The 22,958-nt window shown below is 66.0% G+C and carries 19 protein-coding genes; 5 read left to right on the plus strand and 14 right to left on the minus strand.

Annotation, left to right across the window (positions count from 1 at the left end; genetic code table 11):
• The first annotated feature begins 1 nt into the window (after window position 1).
• On the plus strand, window positions 2–754 hold the full coding sequence (locus AC1D1A_RS00405; RefSeq protein ID WP_476946882.1) for an ABC transporter ATP-binding protein: 753 nt from the start codon (window positions 2–4) through the stop codon (window positions 752–754).
• 59 nt (window positions 755–813) lie between these two features.
• Here AC1D1A_RS00405 and AC1D1A_RS00410 read toward each other — a convergent pair whose 3' ends face one another.
• The 3 genes from AC1D1A_RS00410 to rfbA all read right to left on the minus strand — a co-directional run bounded on the left by AC1D1A_RS00410 (window position 814) and on the right by rfbA (window position 4,378).
• Window positions 814–1,194, minus strand: a complete 381-nt coding sequence (locus AC1D1A_RS00410) for a hypothetical protein (RefSeq protein WP_476946883.1) — start codon at window positions 1,192–1,194, stop codon at window positions 814–816.
• Between the two features lie 187 nt (window positions 1,195–1,381).
• A complete protein-coding gene (locus tag AC1D1A_RS00415; RefSeq protein ID WP_476946884.1) occupies window positions 1,382–3,430 on the minus strand; it encodes a DUF6541 family protein in 2,049 nt (682 codons plus the stop codon).
• A gap of 78 nt (window positions 3,431–3,508) precedes the next feature.
• Complete coding sequence (gene rfbA / locus AC1D1A_RS00420) at window positions 3,509–4,378, minus strand: glucose-1-phosphate thymidylyltransferase RfbA (protein ID WP_476946885.1); 870 nt, start codon at window positions 4,376–4,378, stop codon at window positions 3,509–3,511.
• A 143-nt stretch (window positions 4,379–4,521) separates the two neighbouring features.
• Between rfbA and AC1D1A_RS00425 the strand changes: the two genes are divergently transcribed.
• Entirely contained in the window at window positions 4,522–5,604 is a 1,083-nt protein-coding gene (locus tag AC1D1A_RS00425) for an acyltransferase family protein (RefSeq protein WP_476946886.1), read from the plus strand.
• Window positions 5,605–5,694: 90 nt separating this feature from the next.
• Here the strand turns inward: AC1D1A_RS00425 and AC1D1A_RS00430 are convergent, their stop codons facing one another.
• The 8 genes from AC1D1A_RS00430 to AC1D1A_RS00465 form a co-directional block, all read right to left on the minus strand.
• On the minus strand, window positions 5,695–7,620 hold the full coding sequence (locus tag AC1D1A_RS00430) for a hypothetical protein (RefSeq protein WP_476946887.1): 1,926 nt from the start codon (window positions 7,618–7,620) through the stop codon (window positions 5,695–5,697).
• 340 nt (window positions 7,621–7,960) lie between these two features.
• Window positions 7,961–8,854: a glycosyltransferase gene (locus AC1D1A_RS00435; protein WP_476946888.1), complete on the minus strand. Its 894-nt coding sequence runs from the start codon at window positions 8,852–8,854 to the stop codon at window positions 7,961–7,963.
• Window positions 8,855–8,871: 17 nt separating this feature from the next.
• Complete coding sequence (locus tag AC1D1A_RS00440; protein WP_476946889.1) at window positions 8,872–9,966, minus strand: NAD-dependent epimerase/dehydratase family protein; 1,095 nt, start codon at window positions 9,964–9,966, stop codon at window positions 8,872–8,874.
• Between the two features lie 23 nt (window positions 9,967–9,989).
• Window positions 9,990–10,877: a glycosyltransferase family 2 protein gene (locus tag AC1D1A_RS00445; RefSeq protein ID WP_476946890.1), complete on the minus strand. Its 888-nt coding sequence runs from the start codon at window positions 10,875–10,877 to the stop codon at window positions 9,990–9,992.
• On the minus strand, window positions 10,877–11,371 hold the full coding sequence (locus tag AC1D1A_RS00450) for a DUF2304 family protein (protein WP_476946891.1): 495 nt from the start codon (window positions 11,369–11,371) through the stop codon (window positions 10,877–10,879). The genes AC1D1A_RS00445 and AC1D1A_RS00450 overlap by 1 nt, the downstream gene beginning before the upstream one ends.
• Before the next feature lie 3 nt (window positions 11,372–11,374).
• A complete protein-coding gene (locus AC1D1A_RS00455; RefSeq protein WP_476946892.1) occupies window positions 11,375–12,124 on the minus strand; it encodes a glycosyltransferase family 2 protein in 750 nt (249 codons plus the stop codon).
• A gap of 78 nt (window positions 12,125–12,202) precedes the next feature.
• Complete coding sequence (locus AC1D1A_RS00460) at window positions 12,203–13,129, minus strand: glycosyltransferase (RefSeq protein ID WP_476946893.1); 927 nt, start codon at window positions 13,127–13,129, stop codon at window positions 12,203–12,205.
• Window positions 13,116–14,351 (minus strand): polysaccharide biosynthesis protein, encoded by a 1,236-nt coding sequence (locus AC1D1A_RS00465; RefSeq protein ID WP_476946894.1) that lies wholly within the window; start codon window positions 14,349–14,351, stop codon window positions 13,116–13,118. Before AC1D1A_RS00465 ends, AC1D1A_RS00460 begins: the two co-directional genes overlap by 14 nt.
• An 87-nt stretch (window positions 14,352–14,438) precedes the next feature.
• On the opposite strand from AC1D1A_RS00465, the gene AC1D1A_RS00470 reads away from it, so the two are divergent.
• Window positions 14,439–15,194: a glycosyltransferase gene (locus AC1D1A_RS00470; protein ID WP_476946895.1), complete on the plus strand. Its 756-nt coding sequence runs from the start codon at window positions 14,439–14,441 to the stop codon at window positions 15,192–15,194.
• 108 nt (window positions 15,195–15,302) lie between these two features.
• Here AC1D1A_RS00470 and AC1D1A_RS00475 read toward each other — a convergent pair whose 3' ends face one another.
• Window positions 15,303–17,093, minus strand: a complete 1,791-nt coding sequence (locus AC1D1A_RS00475; RefSeq protein WP_476946896.1) for a GH25 family lysozyme — start codon at window positions 17,091–17,093, stop codon at window positions 15,303–15,305.
• A 157-nt stretch (window positions 17,094–17,250) separates the two neighbouring features.
• Here AC1D1A_RS00475 and rfbB point away from each other — a divergent pair, with 157 nt between their 5' ends.
• Together rfbB and AC1D1A_RS00485 are read left to right on the plus strand one after the other, a co-directional pair.
• Complete coding sequence (gene rfbB, locus AC1D1A_RS00480) at window positions 17,251–18,249, plus strand: dTDP-glucose 4,6-dehydratase (RefSeq protein WP_476856700.1); 999 nt, start codon at window positions 17,251–17,253, stop codon at window positions 18,247–18,249.
• Window positions 18,250–18,252: 3 nt separating this feature from the next.
• Window positions 18,253–19,677: a sugar nucleotide-binding protein gene (locus AC1D1A_RS00485; protein ID WP_476946897.1), complete on the plus strand. Its 1,425-nt coding sequence runs from the start codon at window positions 18,253–18,255 to the stop codon at window positions 19,675–19,677.
• An 80-nt stretch (window positions 19,678–19,757) separates the two neighbouring features.
• On the opposite strand, the gene AC1D1A_RS00490 is transcribed toward AC1D1A_RS00485, so the two are convergent.
• Window positions 19,758–21,422 (minus strand): DUF2142 domain-containing protein, encoded by a 1,665-nt coding sequence (locus AC1D1A_RS00490; RefSeq protein WP_476946898.1) that lies wholly within the window; start codon window positions 21,420–21,422, stop codon window positions 19,758–19,760.
• Complete coding sequence (locus AC1D1A_RS00495) at window positions 21,419–22,423, minus strand: substrate-binding domain-containing protein (protein ID WP_476946899.1); 1,005 nt, start codon at window positions 22,421–22,423, stop codon at window positions 21,419–21,421. The genes AC1D1A_RS00490 and AC1D1A_RS00495 overlap by 4 nt, the downstream gene beginning before the upstream one ends.
• Between the last annotated feature and the right edge of the window lie 535 nt (window positions 22,424–22,958).

Below are 22,958 nucleotides of genomic sequence, written 5' to 3' on the forward strand. Positions count from 1 at the left end.
CATGACCGCGCACGGCCACGTGGCCATCATCTGCACCGACATCCGGAAGCAGTTCGTGCTCCGCCACACCCGTTCCCTGAAGGAAGCCCTCGTCTGGCTCGTGAAGGGACGCAAGGGCGACCTCTCGAAGAAGTTCCTGGCCCTTAAGGATGTCTCGCTTGAGGTCAAGCAGGGCGAAACTGTGGCACTCATGGGGCTCAACGGTTCCGGAAAGTCAACGCTCCTGAAGCTCATTTCCGGGGTCCTGCAGCCCGACGGCGGCACGGTCCGCACGCGCGGCCGCGTCGCTGGGCTGATCGAAGTCGGCGCCGGCTTCCACCATGACCTCAGCGGCCGGGACAACGTCTACCTCAACGGCGCCATCCTCGGCATGACCGAGAAGCAGATCGACGAGAAGTTCGACTCGATCGTGGAATTCTCCGAAATCGGCGAGTTCATCGACACCGAGGTGAAGTTCTATTCCTCGGGCATGTACCTGCGCCTGGCGTTTTCCATCGCGGTGCACACGGACCCCGAGGTCTTCCTGATCGACGAGATCCTCGCGGTGGGCGACGAGCCCTTCCAGCGCAAGTGCATCGCGAAGATCAAGGAGCTCTCCGAGATCGGGAAGACCCTGTTTGTCGTCAGCCATGACCTGGACCTCGTGGCGACCGTGTGTGAGCGCGGCGTCCTGCTCGAACACGGCAAAATTGTCATGGACGGCGAAGTGCACGACGTCGTCAACGAGCTCCGGCGCAGGTCCCTGGCCCTGTAGCGGCGTGCCCGGCCAGCTCCCGGCCCGGCCGTCCGTTAGGACGAGCCCGAAACGGAGGCTCAGCCCCCGTACCGGGGGATGCCGAGAACAAAAATGACAGCGGTGGGGTCCAGGGAGCGCCGCGACCGGCGGCAGAGCCCCTCGTGGCCCGGCTGGCTGCGGACGATGACAGGGGCAGTGGCAATCGCGGCCGTAACCGGAATCGTGGCGGCAAGCCTCGCCCAGGGAGCCTCCGCGGATAGCTCCCCGGCACCCCAACCGGCCCAGCAGGCGTCCCGGCAGGCGACGAACCAACCGATCCTGTCGCCCGCCGCGGCCACGCCCGGCACCGCCGGCTCGCCCACCGCTTCGCCGAAACCGACACCTGCTCCGACGCCGACGCCGACGCCGAAAACGACGGCGTCGCCGGCGCCCGGGGCCACTCCATCAGTCGGACCCACAGCAAAGGCGTGGTATTCCGCCAACCGCCTGACTGGGACCACGGAATACGTCGTGGAGATGGTGGACGGTTTGACCGTGGTGAGGGTGACGCTTGCCCTCCCGGCGGACGCGGCCGAGCCCGAGGAACTCAAAGTCAAGCTGGCCGAACTGGCCAGGCTCAGCTAGCCGCAACCCCGGTGCGGGTGTTCATTGTCCGCGGCAGGCCGTCACTTCGTACAGTCGGGCGCCGCCTTCTGCCAGGACCAGCCGGACGGCCAGCGAGTTATTGAGGTTCTCCAGTCCGGGGAATGGATGTTCGCCGAAGTGGACTTCATTGGGACCAAAGTCCAGGACGTAACGGACACCCGTCGCTTTCAGCGCGGCGCAGACCGCCGGATCGCTGTCCGCGTTGCGGAGGTCCCGGTTAAGTGTTTCGACGGCGGCCGTGTTGGCCGTCAGGATGTGTTTGGCCGTGGTCTCGCGATGGGCGATGGCGTAAGCCAGTGCGCCGCCCGTCCACGGGTTCACCGCGATGGCGGCGTCCGCGGGAACGATCTCGTCCAGCCGGTCGATGATCTTCTGTTCGTCCGTTGAGATGAGTAGCGAATGGTCCGTCTGGAGGTAGTTCTTCCGGGCCGAGCCGATTGCGGTCCTCATTGAGGGGATCTGGGACGCGGCGACCGCCAGGGCGAGCACACCGCAGATGGCCAAATAGGCAGCGTTGGTGCCGCGGCTGGCGCTGGGTCTGTCCTTGAGGGGGTGCGCCGATGTGGCCGATCGCGACCCTGCCAGCCGGTCAAGGGCGCGGCGGAGCCAGACGGCAACGGTATCGACGCCGACGGCGGCAAACGGCAAGGCCGTCAGCGGCAGGAGCGCCGCGATCCTGTTGCTGTCGTTGTACCAGATCCCGGTAAGTGCGCTGCGCACATCGCCCTTCGAGGTTCCGGAGACAATGACGTACAGCACGCCGATGATGACAAAACCGGCGATCATCCACGTCCTGCCGCCGCGCCGCCAACACAGGAAGAGTCCGATCAGCATCAACACGCTGACGCCGATCGCAGCAGGACGGTCAATGGCGCCGTTCGCCAGAACATCCCACGCAGCACCGCGGGGCGTCTGTACGGGTCCCCAGAATGCAGCATCTTCCGGCGGCCGGATGTTGGTCCACAGCACATACATGGCCACGGCCCCAACGCCGAGTCCCAGGCTGGCAAGGATCCAGGCCGTGCGGTGCCGGGCCCGGTGTTCGCGGTTGCCGGCAAGGCGTGCGTAGGCCTGCAGGATGATCGGAACCGAGAGCGCCAGGAGGGACATGAAGCCGTTCGGGTGGGCCAGGGCAAGTCCCGGAAGGATCAGCAGCGGCAGCGTGAACCGGGGCGCGGGCGGCCACTCCATGTGGCGCGCTACCCGGCACAAGAGGGCAATGCTGGCCATGGCGGCCGGCAGCATGCTGATGGCCAGGAAATTCGGATACAGCACGCCGAAATCCAGCAGCAGGATCGGGAACGGCGCGAACAGTGCGGCCAGGATCGCTGCGGCGCCTACGGCCACGGGACGGTTGCCTGCCACTGTCCGTGTCAGCATCATGCAGCCCAGCGGCCACACGACTGCCGCCACGGCCATGTTCAGGACGTTTACGGCCACCGCAATCGGCAGGCCGGTCAACTGGACGAGGGCTGCGGCGAGGCCATGCCAAGCCGCCGGATAGAAATAGGGAGAGGCATCGCCGCTGGTCATCTTGGACATCCACAGCGAGGAGGCGTTGCCCGTATCCAGAACGTACCGCACACCGTTCAGATGGAACACGTTGTCGAAGGTCTGGGAAAAACTCTCCGGAGAACCGAACGCCAGGGCAAGTTCAACGAGGATCAGCGCCGCGCCCGCGAAGAACGCCGCAGCGACCCAGGCCCCGCTCCTGGTTCGGCGCGCGGGGCGCAGGGATGCCCCGGCGCGGTGCCAGGGGATAAAGGCGTCGCGCAGGCTGCCGCCAGCGCGCCGGATCCCGGGGAGCCGGATCCCGACGATCAGGGCAGAGAGCAGAATGCCGCCGGCCAGGACGGCAGCGGCTGTCCACGGGATGTACGCGAACGGCAGGAGTACGGCCAGGACCGCCGCAATGGAGACCGTGACCGGCCCGGCCAGGGCAGCCGCGGACAGTCCCCTCAGGCCAAGGCTGACCGTTACCAGACCGCCGGGCACCAGGAGGAAAAGCATCGCCTCCAGCACGAAGGGCAGCGTCTGGAGCCAGTTCAACTCTTTAGCCCGGAGGTGATGCAGGCACAGGCAAGTAGCGGCCCGCCACAGGCGGGCACATCAGGACAGGAGGGCACGTCAGATGGTCTGGTCCAGCAGTCCCAGCAGATAGGCTCCGTAGCCGCTCTTGACCAGGGGTTCCGCACGCTGGCGAAGTTCGTCGTCGGTCAGGAAGCCCAGCCGCCAGGAAATTTCTTCCGGAGCGCCGATTTTCAAGCCCTGACGGTTTTCGACCGTGCGGATGAAGTTTGAGGCGTCGCTGAGGTCATCGAACGTTCCGGTGTCCAGCCAGGCCGTACCGCGCGGAAGAATCTCCACCTGCAGCTTGCCGCGCTCCAGGTAGGTCCGGTTGACATCGGTGATCTCCAGTTCACCGCGCGCCGAGGGCTTGAGGTTCTTGGCGATGTCGATGACGTCATTGTCATAGAAGTACAGGCCCGGCACGGCGTAGTGGCTGCGCGGCTTCGCGGGCTTCTCTTCCAGCGAGAGAGCCTTGCCGTCGTCGTCGAATTCCACGACGCCGTAGGCCTTGGGATCCCGGACCCAGTACCCGAACACGGCACCGCCGTCGATGTCGGCGTGCCTGCGCAGCTGCGTGCCCATGCCCTGGCCGTAGAAGATGTTGTCACCGAGGACCAGCGCCACGGTCTCGTTCCCGATGTGCCCGGCACCCAGCACGAACGCCTGGGCCAGGCCGTCCGGCGAGGGCTGCTGGACGTAGGTGAGGTTGACGCCGAACTTGGACCCGTCGCCCAGGAGCCGCTGGAACTGCTCCGCGTCATGGGGCGTGGTGATGATGAGGATGTCCCGGATGCCCGCAAGGATCAGCGTGGACAAGGGGTAATAGATCATCGGCTTGTCGTACACCGGGACCAGCTGCTTACTGATGCCGAGGGTGATCGGGTGAAGCCGGGAGCCGGTACCGCCGGCCAGGATTATTCCACGCATGGGCCCAATCCTTCCGTAACTGAGTCGCCACAGCAAACCAGGCGCCGCTTCGGTCGCTCCGGGGAACGACCGCCCGGGACCGGCGACTGATGGCCGCAAGGTAGAATCGACGGTCTGGACAACATCACGAAGGAAGCCCGGGATTGAGCACAGCCGTACTGAAACCAAAACCAATTCCGGCCCCCGCGATGGGGAGCCGGCTTGATCCGCGGGGAAACAGCCTCAATCTCATCCGACTGTTCCTCGCCTTCCTCGTGCTCCTGGCGCACAGCTGGCACATTGTCGGTGCGGGCAATGGCTGGGGCTTCCGCGGAGAAAACTTGGGTGGCTGGGCCGTGGCCGGGTTCTTTGGCATCAGCGGGTACCTGATTACGGCCAGCAGGTTCAGCAACCGGATCGGTCCGTACCTCGTGCACCGTGTGGCCCGTATTTTTCCCGCTTTTATTGTGTGTTTGGTGGTCATGGCGTTCGGCTTTGCGCCGACAGCCTACGGCATCCAGCACGGATCGCTTTCCGGCTTCCTGCACACGCCCACCACACCCCTTAATTCCGTGTTTGCGAATATGGGGCTCCACATCGTGAGCTATGACATCGCTGGGACCCCGGCCGGCGTGCCGTATGCCAAGGCCTGGAACGGTTCCCTCTGGACGCTGTATTTCGAGTTCGTATGCTACCTCCTCGTGGCATTGGTTGGTTTCCTGCCGTTTTTCAAGAAGACGCCTTGGCCCATGATTGCCGCATTCCTGGCGAGCGTGGCCGTGTGGGCCAACATCGACGCCCTCAAGCCCTACTTCCAGTCCAACCTGGACTTTGAGCTCGCCGCACGTCTGGTGCCTTTCTTCCTCGGCGGCGCGGTCGTGCAGGTTCTCAGCTCCAGGATCGGCATTCACAGGGTGGCGGGACCTGTTTCCCTCGCACTGGCGGCGCTGTCGATTTTCTTCGTTGACGGGTTTGGCGGGCAGCTTGCCGCGCCGTTCATTGCTTACGGGTTGCTGTGGATTTCGACGTGGCTTCCGCAGCCGGCCGTCGTCGCACGGCACGATATCTCCTATGGCGCATACATCTACGCGTTCCCTGTCCAGCAGCTGCTGGCGGTCTTCGGGGCATACCACTGGGGGGTGTTCTGGTTCACCGTCGCCGCTGCGCTCTGCACCATACCGCTGGCGGCCGCAAGCTGGTTCTTTGTCGAGCGGCCCGTCATGCGCCGCGCCAAGAAGAGCGTCTAGCGGCCGGGCACTGAGACAGAACGGGCAAAACGAATGAGGCCGGACCCTGGGGTCCGGCCTCATTCGTTTTGGGGGTTGGCTGCATCCGGCCTACGCCAGGCGGATCAGCCTGTCAGCGCCGCCGTGGACCAACAGATATTCATGGACCGGATCGAACAGCTCAGGGTCAACAATCACGGACAGGGCAGGATGCTCCTTCAGGATGCGGCTGACGACTTCCGGGGAACGGGAATAGTCCTTTGAGATGTCCAGTACGTCAAAACTAAGCTTCGTGGTCGCTGATGACGACATGCCTCGCATTCCCCAATGCCAGCGGGCGGCCAACACCGGGTCAACAGTGCCGGGGCCGGAAATGTAAAGCGTCGACGCCGGCTGCGGCTGCCGGGCGCTCTGCAGCAACCGGTAAACGTAAGCAGGTGTGGCCTTGAGATGGGCCGCCTGACTGGACAATTCCGTCAGCGGGCGCGCAGTGGGCGGAAGCCCTGCCTTCTCCAGCCCGGGGACCGCGAAGCCAAAGACCTGCGTTCCGGTTACTGCCAGGGCGCAAAGAGCTACAGCCAAGCCGGGCCTGCGGACCGGTTCTTCGCCAGGCACTCTAAGCGGTATCAGGGCGGCAGCGGCCACAACGGCGAGTGGCCATGCCAGCAGTAGGACAGCAATGAGGTACTTGTAGAAATAGTAGGAAATAGCACCGTTGTTGATGCTTTGCGAGACAGCGAGCCCTACGCAAAGGGCTATCGGGATCAACAGTCCCAGCGACGCGCGGGAGACATCGATGCGTTCCATCCGTAACCGTCGGGAGGCCGTCCGCGCCAATGCGGTGCTGTTGCCGTAGCCCAGAACGAGTGCCAGAGCCAGGGTGAGCAGGGCCAATCCGAAATCGGGGACGGCGATGCCACCCGGGGCATCAAGGATCTTCTGGCTCTCGCCAATCAGCGGTATGACCTGAAGGATGGGCAGCGCAGCACCAAGAAGTGTGAAGGCAGTGGCAGCGACAGCCAGGACCCACCAATTCCGGCTGTATTCGTGGCGGTGGCGCACCACTGACCACAGCTTCGTAGTCAGGAGCGCTGCAATCAGTGAGACAAGCAACAGCCAGTTGTTGCAGATGCCAACGACACCCGCGCCTACCGCGGCGACGCCCACCACCGGGACGCGGCGCTGGAATGTCAGCAGCGCCAGGACGGTGGCAGTTGCCATGCCGCAGGCCAGATAGAAGTTGCCGAAGCCCTCGTAGACTGGGATTGAGCCGGGACCGTAGACCCACGCAGCCGTTGCGATGGCGATGCCGGGAGCCATTACGGAAGCCCGGCGACGGACAGCGGGGAGGGCGCACATGCCCGCGACAACGATCAGGACAGTGGCCACGCTGCACAATGCCTGCTGGTTGATGTAAGAAACCAGCTCACTGTCGATGCTGATCACTGACGGGCGGAGAATGTCGGACACGGTGGCCAGCAGAGTGTGGAAGCCTTGCGGGTACTCGCCGAAGCCCCAAGACTCTCCCGCGGTGCCCCTCGGAATGGTCGGGATGACCTCACCGTGGCTTCGGATCATGTAGTAGATGCTGAAGTGGGACTGGTAGTCCCACCGGCTCATCATGATGGACAGAGCATCCGCAGCTGTCCTAATGGTCAGCATCGTGAAGAGCGACAATGCCGACAAGGTGGCGGCCAGGAACGGCACGGAGTCAATCCAGGCGACCTTGGGGAGCAGCCGCCGCAGCCGTTGCCGGACCGAGCGGGCCGAGAGCACCCACCAGGTGAGAGTTCCCGCGAGGACCGCGAGTAACAGCGTGCCGTGATCCGTGCCCAGGAGCCGCTCCGGCAACCACCACAACACCGGGACCATGCCGGCAAGGATCAGCCCGTTGAAGAGGATGCGTTGCGAAAGTATCCTGGCAGTCGGGAGTATCAACACCAGTACTCCGGCCAGGCCGAGCGCCGGCACACCCTGCAGCAGCCCGGAGGACCTCAGGAAGACCACGAGACTAACTGCAACGACGAACGCAGCCATTGCCCGAGCCTGGCGGACTGCCGGACCAGGCCAACCGTGGCTCCGCGGGGACGCCGCAGAGGCCTTGGGGCGAAGTTGTTCTTTGTCTCTTACCGCGATATTCACTGAACTCATTCCCCAATTTTCAGACTGTGACGATCCTGCGGTGGTGCGGATGACGCGGTTCGGATAGTGCAATTGACATGGTGCGGCCCGGACAACGCGGTGCAGAAATCACTGTGCGGTGCGGGTAGATCCGTGCAGATGCGCCGGTGGTTGCTGCTCCGGGTGTGTGCCCGCACACTGTGCGCAGGGCGCATGCCCGGCGCTACAGTGGCGGCGCCGGGAACACGGTGTCCTGCTACTTGCGGCAGCGGGGACCGGATACGCCGCGCACGCCGTCTACAATACCAGTCAGCGCGTTGGCGAGCCGTGCAAGCCGGCCGGGCGCCAGCAGCGTGACGATGGCCAGGTGGCGGTAGTCGGCCAGCAGGCCCTTGAGCGTCCACAGCGGAAAGCGCCGGCCGTACTGGCGGGCGAGCAGGATCCGGTTCCTGAAGAGGTAGTAGTAGCGCCAGTCGGCGGCCGTCCTGACATTCAGCGGCCGGCCTGCGACGGACACGTCCCGGCCAAAGACGTTGGCTGTGGCCGGGCTGCCCAGGGCGTGATTGAGCGCGGCGTTCGGGGCCAGCACGGTGCGCAGCCCCTCGGCCTCGCACCTGAGGAAGAACTCGCTGTCCACGCCGTCGATGAACAGCGTGCCCTGGAAGAGGCCGAGCCGCTCAAGCACCGGCACAGGCACCAGGAGTCCTGACTGCATAGGTTCCCCGCCGAGCTGGATGCCGTTGAGGACCGGGCCGCGGCGCACCGGCAGGCCCCGGACCGACGCCGGGGCAACCATGCCGACGGGGACGCCGGCCTCCCCGGCAGCCGCCGCGGCGGCCAGGAGCGCGTCGACGTAGCCGGCGTCCAGCAGCGAATCCTGGTCCATGGTCAGGACGTAGTCGGGCTTCGTGTCCGACGCCAGGGCCGCGGTGATTCCGGCGTTGAGCGCGGCCGCGATTCCGGAGTTCTCCGGGAGCCGTACTGCCTTGCAGCCCATGGACTCCAGCTCGGCCAGGATTCGTGCGGGGTCCTCGGGGCTGCCGTCATCGACCACCACCACGGAATCGACCTGGCCGAGCAGGGCAGCGGCGTTCGCCAGCACGCCGTCGTCGGGGTTAAAAAGCGAAACGACGGCGGTAGTCTGAGGCACTGGGGCGTCCGTCCGGGTCAAGCAGGCTGGACGTCGGGCTGGGCGTCGATCCAGTTGGCGAGGCGGTCGATGCCCTGGGCGAGGTTGTACTGCGGGGTCCACCCGAGCACGTCCTTCGCCGCCGAGATGTCCGCCCACGCGTGCCGGACATCGCCCTGCCGGTACTGTCCGGTGACATGCGGTTCGGGGGCGTTGTAGTGCGCCGCGATGAGCTGCGCCGCGGTGCCGATGGTCTGGAATTCACCGGATCCGATGTCCATGGGCTCGCCCTGGACCGTGGGGGAGACGGCGCCGGCGACAATCGCCGAGGCGACGTCGTCGATCAGGATAAAGTCGCGGCGCACTTCGCCGTCCTCGTAGAGCGGAATGGACTTCCCGCCCATCGCCATGCGGCAGAACAGGCTCATGATGCCGGTGTAGGGGTTGATCAGCGACTGGCCGGGACCGTACACGTTCTGCAGCCGCAGGATGACGGTCTCGACGCCGTAGGACTTGGCCCAGGCCTGCAGGACGTGTTCCTGGGCCAGCTTCGTGGCGCCGTAGACGCTCACGGGGGCCGGGAACGTTGCGGAGGCCTTCATCGGCAGCGGGGTGGCGCCGGGGAAGTCCCACTGGGCCTGGTCCAGCGTGGCGCTGGTGCGCTGGCCCGGGTAGAAGGGCTTGCCGTCGCTGTCGCTCCAGGCGCCCTCGCCGTAGACTGCGCGGCTGGAGGAAAGGACGATCCTGCGCGGAAGCTTGCCGTGGCGGTTGAGCCCGTCCAGGAGCTGGGATGTGCCCACCACGTTGACGTGGGTGTGCCGGGTGGACTCTTCGAGCGACTGGCCCGTTCCGGTCTCCGCGGCCAGGTGGATGACGACATCGGGGGAGTGCTGCGCCAGGACCGTGTCCCAGGTCTGGGCCTCGGCGACGTCGGCGACGACGAGTTCCGCCCGAGCGTCCAGTTCCGCCGGACGCTCACCCGTGGCGTGGATCTGCGGGTGGAGGCTGTCCACCACGACGATCCGGTCGAAGGCGTCGGCGAGGGACGCTGAAATGGCGCAGCCGATGAAACCGGCGCCGCCGGTGACAAGGACAGTTCCGCCGGGGCGTGCGGAGGTTTCAAAAGAAGTCACAGCGGACCTTTCGTTGCGGGCGTTTACTTGCCGAAGGAATGGCGCACGAGTGCGCTGACGGCTGTGGAGTTGCGGTCCAGGACCGCCTGCGGAAGCAGGGAGAGCGCATGCGCCCGGGACGTAAGCCTCAGCATGGCGGCGCGCTTTGCCCGGCGCCAGCCGAGCGCGTCGGCCTGTGCCGCGGAGACGGCGAAGTATTCGCGTTCGCCGGCGAACCGAGAGCCGTCAACGAGCTTGGTTGAGGAGGCGCTGTTGGAGTGTCGGCGGTACTGGAAGCACACCGTCGGCTCGATCAGCAGCTGGTCGCCCTTGTAGATCATGTCCATGATGAGGGCGAGATCCTGGATGATCGGGAACCCGTCCCGGAAGTCCACTTCGCGGATCTTGTCCGTCCGGAAGGCCAGGGAGGGCCAGTACAGCCAGTCCCCGTGCATGAGGTTGCTGGCGATGGCCTCGCCGGCGATGAGCTGCTTGCCGCGGCCGCGGGGCCGGACGATCTTCTGCTTGACGGAGTCCGCGAGCGTGGCCACCACCTGGCTTTGTTCGTCGATGACCTGCACCCCCGGCTGGATGATCGCCGCGTCGGGGAAACGCCGGTGGGCGGCGAGGATCACGTCAACGTAGTTCGGCAGCAGGAAGTCGTCGCAGCCCAGGATGACCATGACCTCCTGGCTGGCCATCCCCACGCAGGTGCGGTAGTTCTCCGTGATGCCCGCGTTGACGTCCTTGCGGATGTAGCGGACACGGGCGTCCTGGATCCCGGCCATGTACTCGGGAATTTCCGTTCCGGGGTAGGCGTCGTCGACCACCGTCAGGAGCCAATCGCCGTTCTCCTGGGCAAGGACGCTGCGGACCGTTTCCTTCATGTAGGCGGGGTCGCCCCAGTATGGAATGAAGATATCGAGGGGCATTAGGCTTCCGAGCTTTCGGCGGGACGGTCGGTGGTGTGCATGCTTCCAGGGGCTGCAGCCCCTGGAAGGGGAGTGGCGAGGGAATCGGGCCGGAGATCGGGCAGGGGATTCGCGGCCGGAGCGGGGCGGGCCTTGTCCAACGCAGGCAGGCGGCGGTGCTGCTCCAGGGACTCGAGCTGGGTGCGCAGGATGGCCACCTCCTCTGCCAGTGTCCTCGTTTCGTCCTCCACGACGGAGATCTCCCACGACAGGTGCAGGCAGACGCCCAGCAGCATGAGGATGCTCATAGCGAAGAGCAGGTTGGACGGGATCTGGACACCGACATATTCGGCGACGATATTCAACAGCCGGGGGAAGGCAGCGAGTACCAGGGTGGCGACGCCGACTATCAGCCAGAGGACGGCGTACTTCTCCCGGAGCTTCTTGCGCCGGAGCATCTCGACGACCAGGGCAACGATGGCAAGCGCCAGCAGGAAGGCGGCGATGTTTCCCATTCCCTAGGCTCCTGCGGGTTCAGCGGCCACGGCGGCCAGTCGTGTGGGTTTCCGGGTGAGGGCGAAGAGCAGGGCGAACACGGACCTTCCGAGGTAGATGGCGGCCTTGACGGGGTTGTGGCTTGGCGTGCCGCCCTGGCGTGCCCGCATCTCCACGGGCACTTGCGTGACCGTGCAGCCTGAGCGGATGGCCACGACGAGGGAGTCGATCGTGTCGCCCAGATATTCGGCAGGGTAGTGGTCGAGGTACTGGGCGACGGCGCGCTCGTTGGCGGCCCGAAAGCCACTGGTGACGTCCGTCAGGCGCGTCTTGGCCAGACCCGAAATGACTTTGGCCAGCAGCTGCATGGCCCACTTCCGGGGGCCGGTGACCTTGTATTCGCCGCGGTCGGCGAAGCGGGCGCCGATCGAGATATCCGCGTGCTGAAGGCCGGCGAGAACTTCGTCAATGTTCCGGGGATCGTGCTGGCCGTCCGAGTCCACCTGGATTACCTGGACGTAGCCGAGACGCTGGGCGTACTTGAAGCCGGCCCGCATGGCGCCCCCGACGCCGAGGTTGAAGGGCAGGTTCAGGACGGTCGCGCCAGCCGCTGCTGCCTCGTCCGGCGTCGAGTCCGTGGAGCCGTCGTTGACGACCAGCACGTCGTAGCGGGCATTAGTGCGGAGGACTTCACGCACGGTGCTGCCGACTACGGCGCCTTCGTTCCAGGCAGGCATAATCACCAAGACGCGCGGGGAGGGTATGGCTTCCATATCGTCCAAACTATATCAATTCAGTGCAGGGTCCTCGCCGGCGTGGGCCGCCGGGCCGGCGTCGGGCGCCCCCGGGCGTCAGCGCAGGCGCCGCTCAAGCTCCGCCGGTATGCGCCCCGTGGAGCCCCGGACCGCGTCCGCGAACCCCGCGGCGGCAGCGCGCAGGAGCTTGCCGCGGCCGGGACTAAAGGTAAAGCGAAGGACATGCGCCTTCATCTCCTCAACGAGGCGCCGCAGCACCCAGCCCGGATATTTGCGCAGGTAGCGAAGGGTCAGCAGCGTTCCGTTCCGGCAGATGTAGTAGACCCGGCTCGGGGAATGGTAATTGTAGGAAATTTCCCGGCCCAGCACCCTCAACGGCCGGCCAAAAAACCGGCCGGGTTCGCGCTGTCCCAGGTCGTGGGCGATGTCACAGCCTTCGCCCACCAGTACCGCGAGCCCTGCCGCGCGCGTCCGCATGGTGAATTCGGAGTCGACGCCGTCGATGAACAGGGCCTCCTCGAAGGGACCGATCCTGTCAACGGTGGCACGTGGGATGAGGAAGCCGGACTGCATCGGATCGAAGGCGTGAACGAACGGGCCCTCGACGTGCAGCACGGGGATTGGGTGCCCGCTGTACGAAGCGGCCGTCACGAATCCGACGCCGACACCGGCGGCGGTGGCTTGGGCGTAGGTGGCCAGGCCCCGCCGGACGTACTCGCCGGTAGGACGGGAGTCTTGGTCCAGTGTCAGGAAGAAGTCCGGGTTCCAGCGTGCCCGCGCCGCCGTCACGCCGGCGTTCAGCGCGGCCGCGATCCCGGAATTCTGCTGCTGCCGGACAACCAGGGCGCCGGTCTCCGCGAGGGCCGCCAGGACGGCTTCGGAGCCGGCAGGCGATCCGTCGTCCACGACGATGACGTGCCCCACCTGCTGTTGGAGGGCCCGCACGGTGTCGGCCAGCGATGGATCGGGGCGGTAGGCGGCGACGACCGCGGCGACGGCGGGCGAGGGATCATTCGGCGTCAACGGTTTCCTTGCTTTCTGTGGCGAGCAGTTTCGACCCCGGGATCAGCAAGGTCACGAACAGGATGGCTTCGCTGAGGGCCATGCCCAGCGCGATGCCCGGGGCGTTCCCCATGGACCCGGCGTAGATCATGGCCGCGACCCCGAATACGGCCGAAATCAGCGTCCAGCGAAGCACCAGGCCCTGTTGGCCGGCCGGGATGAGCAGGTTGCGGATGAAAGGGGTGCTGGCGCTCAGGAAGAGGAAGGCGAGCCCGTAGTAGAAGCACAACTGGGTGGTGGCTTGGGCTTGTCCGGCGAAAAGCAGGCTGCTGACAAACGGTCCGGCGACCGTCAGGACCGCTGCGCCGATCACGCCGAGTCCGATATGGGACCAGATGGCTGCAAGGTGGCGCCTCTTGCGGCCCGACGCTCCGTGTTCCAAGGTCCAGCCCTGGAAGGCGTTGCCGAGGGCCACCACGGTGAACAGGCCGAAGCGGTAGAGCGTGTCCGCCGTCGCCAGGCTGCCCGACGCCGCCGGCGCGGTGGTGGCGGTCGCAATGGGGGCGGGCGTGGAGGCGTAGGCATTTCCGGCGAGGCTGATGCCCGCCGTCCGGCCCTGGGCCCCCAATTCGCGGACGGCCCCGCGGAGATCCCGGGGCCACCAGTTTCCTCCGGGCGAGTAGGCCCGGTGAAACACGATGAGGGAGGCCAGGGTCGTGACTGCGAGCAGGCCCGTGTAGTACCAAAGCTGATGGCTGATCAGCAGAACAGGGACGGCCAAGGCGGTGGCGATGAAGCGGGGGACGGTGTCGTAGACGGCCAGCAGCCGGGGCTGGCCCAGGCCGATGCAGAACCACGACGGCGACATCCCGGCGATGGCCACCGCGCAGGTCATCGCCACGGCTTCCCAGCGGAACGCGGGAACGGCCACCATCGCGGCGACGGTTGCGGCGGCGGGCAGGGTCAGGACCAGGAGTATCAGCCTGGTCCGGATGCTGCGCACGTAGACGGCGGCACGGTCGGCGCTGCTGGCTGCCCGGGCGACGGCGACGGGCCCGTCCACGTTCCAGCCCCACATCAGCACGGTGGCGCCGAAGGTGCCGATCGCCTGCCCGGAGATGACGCTGGAGATTCCCTCGCCGCCGACAAATCCCGAGATGACCGGGATGAGGAGGAGCGGAGTGATCAAGGACAGCAGGGGCAGAACGGTGAACCCTGAAAGTCGCAGCAGTACGGTTCTCATTCGAGCCGGAATCCTTGTTTCTTAGACATCGTCCCTCGATCCTACGGGATGCCAAGGCGTTGCCCGCGGTCCCCTAGGATGGTGCAGATGAACGATCAGAACCGGTTGCCCGACGTTCCGCTCCGGGCCAGCATCTGCATGGCAACGTACAACGGCGCGGAGTTCGTGGCGGAGCAGCTCGCCTCGATCCTGGCCCAGTTGGGCCCGGATGACGAGATCGTGATCGTGGACGATGCCTCAAAAGATGACACGGTGGCGCGGATCCGGGAGCACGACGATCCCCGGGTCCGCCTGATCGAGGCCGTCGCCAACCAGGGATACGTCCGCTCCTTCGAGCAGGCCGTGCGGGCCAGCCGCGGCGTCGCGATCTTCCTGGCGGACCAGGATGACGTCTGGATCGAGGGGCGGCTGGACGCCATGCTGGACGCCCTGGCGACGGACGCCGTCGTGGCCAGCAACTTCGATGTGCTCGGCGGCGGTGACCGCCCCCGGATTCCCCGGCTCCGTGCGGCTGACAGCGGCCGCCACCGGGCCAATCTCTGGGGCATCCTGGTGGGCTACCGCGCGTACTACGGCTGCGGGATGGCCTTCCGCCGTGAAGTTATCGGCAGCTTCGTCCCGGTCCCCGCGTACCTGCGCGAGTCCCACGACCTCTGGCTGGCAATCCTGGGCAACACGGCCGGCTCGATCCGCCACCTGGACGCCTCGACCCTGCTGCGGAGGCTGCACGAGAGCAACGCCACCCCGCGCGGCTGGCGATCGCTCCGTGTGATCCTGGCCGCCCGGGTGGTCCTCCTGCGCCTCATGATCGAGGCCCGCCGGAGGCTCCGCACGGCGTCCTGAGCGGCACCCCCAGTGGGAAGTTAACGGTCGATACAGCGGGAAGATACGCGGAAGATACGGCGAAGGCCCGGGACCTGACGGTCCCGGGCCTTCGTTCGTCCGGCGCTCCTAGAAGTAGGAGATGTCCACAGTCCGCTTGGCGAGGCTGTTGGTCAGCTGCCAGCTGTTGCCGCGCACAATGCCCACGGTGGTCAGCCTGTCCCCGTTCCAGTCGCCGGTGATGGGACGGTCGGTGCCGACTCCGAAGGCGATGAAGTTAGACACAACCGGGGACTTGATGCGGTTGCTGAGCCACCACTCGCCCTTGCGCCACACGCCGATGCTGGTCTTGCCGTCCCCGTCCCAGTCGCCGACGATGGGCGTATCGGAGGGAATCCCGAAGCCGCTGTACTCGTTGACCACCGGATTGTTGACGTTGTAGCTGACCTGGAAGCTGGAGTTGCGCCAGATGCCGATCCCGTCGCGGCCGGCGCCGTTCCAGTCGCCAACGATGGGGGTGTCGGATCCGACGCCGAAGCCGACGACCTTCGTGATGGCCCTGGTGTTGATGTCGTCCACGAGCCACCACATGCCGTTGCGGAAGATGCCAATCCCGGCCCGGCCATCACCGTTCCAGTCGCCGACGACGGGCTTGTCGCCCGGGCTGCCGTAACCGAAACAGCGCCGCGGGGCCAAGGGCATCTGCAGGCACCAGTATCCGTCCTTGAACCAACCGGTGTAGGACTTGCCGTCGCCTGCCCATTTGCCGCTGAGCAGGGTGGCGCCCGGAATGAGGCCGATTGGGTAGGTGTCAGGCGTGGAGGCGAGTCTCCGCAACTGGTCCAGCGAGCCGTTGAAGACGTTCTGGTCGCCCGGGAACGTGGCCCTGACCGTCTGGGAAGCGTTCGCGAAGGCGTTGGCGTACTGCCAGACCGTGTAGGTGGGCCAACCGCCGGGAACGGACGGTCCATTGGTGTAGTAGGAGGCCAGCCACAGCGGGTTGATCTGGCTGAATTCGGTGGTGTTGCCCAGACAGTCGCGCCAGAAGTAGTAGCTGGTGTAGATCATGGCCTGTTTGTTGGTCATCCGGTAAACGGTCTGGGTGAAGTCCCTTACCCACGTGGCCAGCTGCCCSGGGGAGGCACCGTAGCAGCGGTTGAGGCCGGCGTAGGGGTTGTCCTCGATGTCGAGGACCGGGGGCATCGTGACGCCGTCCGGGGACCAGCCGCCGCCGTTGTTGACGAAGAACCGGGCCTGGGCGGCGCCGTCGGAAACATCGGGGCGGCCAAAGTGGTAGGCGCCGCGGAGCAGGCCGACGGAACGTGCACCGGTGTACTGCGCTCCGAATTCGCTGCTCCGGTAGGTGGTGCCCTCCGTGGCCTTGACGTAGGCGAAGCGGGCGCCGTTGGCCCGCACGGAGGACCAGTTGACGCCGCCTTGCCAGGAGCTGACATCCAGGCCCAGAGGCTGCCCGCGGGTGGCGAAGGGCTGCTCTGAAACCCAGGGCTCGGTGGCCTGGGCGACGGTGACCTGCTGCGTCTTGGCCATTGCGGCCGAGGTCGAGGCCGGATTGAGGCCGGCCCGGCCCATTCGCGCCTGTCCCTGTTCCGGCGCGGGCTCGGGCGCGATGGCGGCCTGCACCCGTGCTGAAGGGGACGCGGACGACGCCGGCGCCGCCGCGGTCGCTGGGGCCGTGGCCGGCGCGGTTGCCTGTTTCGGGGCGGCACTGGTTGCCGCCACCGCAGTCGGTTTGGGGGTCGTCGCAGCCGCCGATGCGGTGGGCGCAGGCGCCTTGGTGGTGACGGCGGGAGAGGGGCTGGGCGCCGGTGCCGCAGCGGCAGGATTGGCCCAGGTCAGCGCCAGCGCGAGAGGAAGACAGAGTGCCGCGGTGGTCCGTAGTTTGTGGATTTTGATTGTCATCACCGTTACTCCGGAGGATCTGGACAGAGGCCAAAATCACCCCCGCATGTGCGTAAAGAGTAACCAATTGACGTCAGTGTTACCAATGTGGCCAATGTTGCGGCAGGTGTGTCCGCCGTCGGGAGGGGAGAATTTCGGCAGCCGGTAAGCTGGCCTCATGCAGAAACTCCTCGTCACCGGCGGCGCCGGCTTCATCGGCTCCAATTTCGTCCACTACGTACTGGAGAACACCGACCACCACGTCACGGTCCTCGACAAGCTCACCTACGCGGGCAATGTGGAGTCGCTGGCGGGCCTGCCTGCAGGCCGGTTCACGCTGGTGCAGGGCGACATCTGCGACGCCGCCGTGGTGGAGCGCCTGGTGGCCGGGTCCGACGTCGTGGTGCACTACGCCGCGGAATCCCATAACGACAACTCGCTGCACGATCCGCGCCCGTTCCTGGACACCAACATCATCGGGACCTACACCCTGATCGAGGCCGCGCGGAAGCACAACAAGCGCTTCCACCACATCTCCACCGACGAGGTCTACGGCGATCTCGAGCTCGATGACCCGGAGCGGTTCACCGAGAGCACGCCCTACAACCCCTCCAGCCCGTATTCCTCCACGAAAGCGGGCTCGGATCTGCTTGTCCGCGCCTGGGTGCGGTCCTTCGGCCTGCAGGCAACCATCAGCAACTGCTCCAACAACTACGGTCCGTACCAGCACGTGGAGAAGTTCATCCCGCGCCAGATCACCAACGTGATCGACGGCATCCGTCCCAAGCTGTACGGCAAGGGCGAGAACGTCCGTGACTGGATCCACGCCAACGACCACTCGTCCGCTGTCCTGGCGATCATCGCCGAGGGCCGGATCGGGGAGACCTACCTGATCGGCGCCGACGGCGAGAAGAACAACAAGGACGTCGTCGAACTGATCCTCAAGCACATGGGCCAGGCGCCGGACGCGTACGAGCACGTGGTGGACCGGCCCGGCCACGACATGCGGTATGCCATCGACTCCTCCAAGCTGCGCGAGGAACTCGGCTGGAAGCCGCAGTTCTCCAACTTCGAGGCCGGCATCGAAGACACCATCGCCTGGTACCGGAACAATGAGGACTGGTGGCGGCCCCAGAAGGCCGCCACGGAAGCGAAGTACAAGGAACAAGGCCAGTAGATTATGTCGATCGAGTTCTCGAAAAAGCTCACAGCGCACGAAACCCCGATCCCCGGCGTCGTCCTCTACGACCTTCCGGTCCACGGTGACAACCGGGGCTGGTTCAAGGAGAACTGGCAGCGGGAAAAGATGGTGGCGCTTGGCCTGCCCGACTTCCGCCCGGTGCAGAACAACATCTCGTTCAACGAATCCGCCGGCACCACCCGCGGCATCCATGCCGAGCCGTGGGACAAGTTCATCTCCGTGGCCACCGGCAGGATTTTCGGCGCCTGGGTGGACCTGCGCGAAGGCCCGACCTTCGGCGCCGTGTTCACCGCCGAGATGGATCCCAGCCAGGCCATCTTCATTCCCCGCGGGGTCGGGAACGCCTTCCAGACGCTGGAGGACAACACCGCCTACACCTACCTCGTCAACGACCACTGGTCCGCCGACGCCCAGGGCCAGTACACCTTCCTGAACCTCGCCGACGAGACCGCGGCCATCAGCTGGCCAGTGCCGCTGGGCCGGGCCGAGCTCTCGGACAAGGACAAGGCGCACCCGCGCCTGGCGGACGTCACGCCGATGCCGCCGAAGAAGGTCCTCGTGGTCGGCGCCAACGGCCAGCTCGGCAAGGCGCTGCGCCGGCAGTACGACGGCGACCCGTCCGTTGAGTTAGCCGGCCGGGACGATTTTGACCTCGACAGCGAGGACGCCTTCGCCGGACGGAACTGGAAGAACTACTCCACGATCATCAACGCCGCGGCCTACACCGCCGTGGATGCCGCCGAGTCGGCCGAGGGCCGCGCGGCCGCCTGGGCAGTCAACGTCACGGCCGTGGCGCGGCTGGCCCGCACCGCCGTCGAACACGACCTCACCCTGGTGCACGTGTCCTCGGACTATGTCTTCGACGGCACGCGCGCCACGCACGACGAATCGGAGCCGGTGGCGCCGCTGGGCGTCTACGGCCAGACCAAAGCCGCGGGCGACGCCGTCGTCAGTGTGGTGCCCCGGCACTACATTGTGCGCACCAGCTGGGTGATCGGTGAGGGCAACAACTTTGTCCGCACCATGGCCTCGCTGGCCGAGCGCGGCATCGAACCGTCGGTGGTTGATGACCAGATCGGGCGGCTGAGCTTCACCGAAGACATCGCCGCCGGCATCCGGCACCTGCTGGAATCGGGCGCCGAGTACGGTGTCTACAACCTCAGCAACGACGGCGAGCAGCAGTCCTGGGCGGATATCGCCGCGGACGTCTACGAACTCTCCGGCAAGCCGCGGGAGGCCGTGACCGGTGTGAGCACCGAGGAGTACTTCAAGGGCAAGGCCGTCTCGCCGCGGCCGCTGAACAGCGCCCTCAACCTGGACAAGATCAAGGCGACCGGGTTCGTCCCGCCGCTGTCCGCCGAACGACTCAGGGAGTACATGGGGGCAACGGTTTCCCAGCACTGAGGATTGGCAAAAAAGACCCGTTCACGCGCTTTGAACTTCGCGTGGACGGGTCTTTTTGGCGCTGGCCAGGGGAGTTCAGGTCAGTTGGCCGCCGCTGCGGCCACGGGACGCTTGCCGGAGTGCTTCCTCCTGAGCCGCCATGGCCGCTTCGGGAGCAGGGCATGGCCCGGGAAAAGATAGCTGAACAGCTTGGACGCACACAGCAGAACCGCGGCCGCGAAGGCCAGGGTGAGGACCTCCCAGGTCATTGGCGGCTGCCAGCCAGGCACGGTGAACATCGTCTGCCAGTTGGCCGTTTCCTGGAGTCCGACGACGTAGCGGCGGAGCACGTTCACAAAGGCGTAGGTCTGCGCGATGCAGCCGGTCAGCAGCAGGATCCTGGCGATCGTCCGGCTCTGCGGGCTGCGTCCGAACGGGCGGAACCGCATGGCGAGCCCCGCCGAGATGATCGCGATCGTGAACAGCGGCAGGCTATACCGGCCCTGCCAGATGAATCCGGCGGTGTTGATGAGGGCAGCCTGCACCACGGCCGGGACCACCGCCAGCAACGCGACCGCGACCCAGAACGCGGCCTGCAGCCGGTAGGGCCGGACCAGCAGTACCGTGAGGATGAGGCCGAACAGCAGCATGTTCCAGAACATGTGGACGGCCTGTGGAACGGGTGCATCCAGCCACCCCGCGACGCCAATGTACTGGCCGGCAAAATCAAAGGACTTGTCCATCATGGTCAGGAACGCGTTGTAGGGGCGCACCTCGCCGTTGACGTTCGAGATCCCGGCCGGGGCTTCACCGGCGGAGGCCGGCGCCCTGAACATCAGGAAGTTCCACGCCACGCCCAGGACGATTCCCACGGTGGTCAGCGCCGTCACCGTCAGCACCACCCGGTTTTTGAAGATGGCGGCGATGTCCGCGCGCCGGAAGAAGAGGCAGGCAACGATTGCGCCGCAGAGGAGCCACAGGAGGGACACGTTCCGGGTGTTGGCCAGTGCCGCGGCCGCTATGCCGACGGTCAGGATGGCCGGACGTGCCCGGTCAAGGTGCCGCGAATTCTCGAGCACGGACACCAGCCCGCAGAAGGCGGCCATGGACGCTGCGATTTCAAGCGAGTTGGGATTGATGCCGCTGGCAAGGAACAGGACCATCGGCGTCGTCCCAATCACAGCCGCGACTAGCGGCCACTTCGGGTGCCGCAGGCGGGACAAGGCGGTGAAGCCGGCAGCGTAGAAGGCGGCGGACAACAGGCCGCTGACGATCCGCATGGCGAAGATCGCCGGCGCACCGGACATGAAGAGGCTGGGCAGCCCGACAAGCCAGTAGTAGAAGGGGTTGTAGAGCCCGGCCGAGGTCACACCGATGGTGAGGTCGTTGTCATCGAGGGGGATCGCCGGGGCGCAGCCTGCGGGTTTCGTCGCCTGGAAGGGGAAACACATCTGCGACTGCACGTTGGCGATGTAGGACGGAACCTGCACATGGACTCCGTGGCCATAGGATTCGCCGGGGCCAGGGAAGAACTGGCCCCGGGCGACTGCGGCCGCCTTGATGGTGTGCGAGGGTTCGTCCGGATAGGCCATGAGCGGTGTGGCCAGGATCCACAGGGTGATGAGGACCGAAAGGAGACCAAAGACGGGAAGGAAGAAGCCCAGCCCGCTGCGGGTGGCCGGGGACAGCGCGAAGCGCCGCACCCGTCCAGTGCCTGGCGCTGAGCCTGCAGGGGAGGGCTGTTCCGCCTCGGTTGCGTGGATCACTGTGCGTCCCCGATCGTGTCAATCAGTTTCTTGGACTCCCGCATGGCCTCTTCGCTGGGTGAGGCGACATTGGCGAAGTACGCTGACGTGACCTGGCCGTCGGGACTGAGGACAAATTCCCCCCAGGACTTCACGAGGGTGCTCAGTTGGTGGTTTGAGTACGCACTGCAGAATGCCTGATAGCCGACGACGCCGAGGGCGTAGCCCTGCTCACTTGTTTCGGGCAGCGTGAACTCCACCCCGGTGGGCAGGGTCCGGGTGCTGCCTTCCTGGGCCGCTGTCGCGGCCGAGTCCTTGGACATGCGGACGTAGTCGCCGCCGAAGGAGAGCAGCGCGGTTTCAAAGCGGCTGCCGATCGAGCCGAGGTCCATGAAGGCGATGCCCCCGGCGGTCTTGTCGACCTTGTCGGCAAGGTCGGAGTGCTTCTTGACCGTGACGGCATTCTCGGTCTTCGGCCACGTGGCCGACACTCCCGAGGTCCACGCGGCGTCGGCGCTGAGGTACTTTGTGGCCGCCTCGGTTTCCACGCTGGGCTCCGTGGCCATGATGGGGACGATGTCATCGGAGGGCAGTGCGGTCCCAGGGTTGATGTCCGCGATTTCAGGCGCGTCCCAGCGCTCGATGGAGCCGGAGAAGATGCCGGCGAGGACTTCGTGGCTTAGCTTTACGTTGCGAAGACTCGGGTTGTTGAGGGCCACCCCGATGGAGGTCACGGAAACGGGAACGGAAAAAGCCCCGGCCGGTCCGCATACGTCCTTGGTCTGGTTCTGCTGTTCCGGGGTGAGGGGGCCGTCCAGGGCTGCGAAGTAGGCCTGGCGCGTGGCCAGGGCTGTCAGCCCGACGTCGGATCCGTCCGGGGAGTAGTTCAGCGACGTGGCGGTGAGGTCTTTGCTCCAGGCGTTGCTCCAGGCACCGATCGGGTCCTTCTGCACGGGCGTGCCTATCGCCGTGAGTGATCCCCGGACCTCGCTGACGGGCGCGCCGCTGGAGCAACCGGTCACTCCGATTCCCAACAGCAGAATGCAGGCGAGAGCTCCGCCACTGGACCGATAGCGCAAAGAAAATCCCTTTCCGTTCCGGAATCCCTCCGAAACTGTTCCCTATTACCCTAACCGGTCCCGCTGTGTCGAGGGGTTCCCAGATCACGCCTCCGGCAGTCCCCAGGGCGGGAGGTGCTGGTCTAGACTTGCCGGATGTCCTCGCAAAACACGGTGCGGGGATCTTCGTCCGCGTTGGCTTCTTTTCCGTGGGCCGCTCCTGCGTCGGCTCGGTCCGGCGGGGCCGCAGCGCTCTGCGCAAGGGAAGGCTCATGGTTTCAGTGCACCGTTTCAGAATGAGAGACGCGTCCTGCGCCGTTGAAGCCCCACGGCGGAATGCAGCCCATTAAGTTCATGCAGAGCACAGCGTTGGGACGCCGGGGCCGGTCTGTTCCCCCGTCGATCAAAGGGCCACGAGGCGCTGGGTTCAAAAGCGCAGTATGTGCAATCGGTCGCTTTGATCCGGTGCAGCGCGAGACCAGTGAGCCTGCTGTGACCA

Source organism: Arthrobacter sp. P1_B9 (assembly GCF_056406495.1).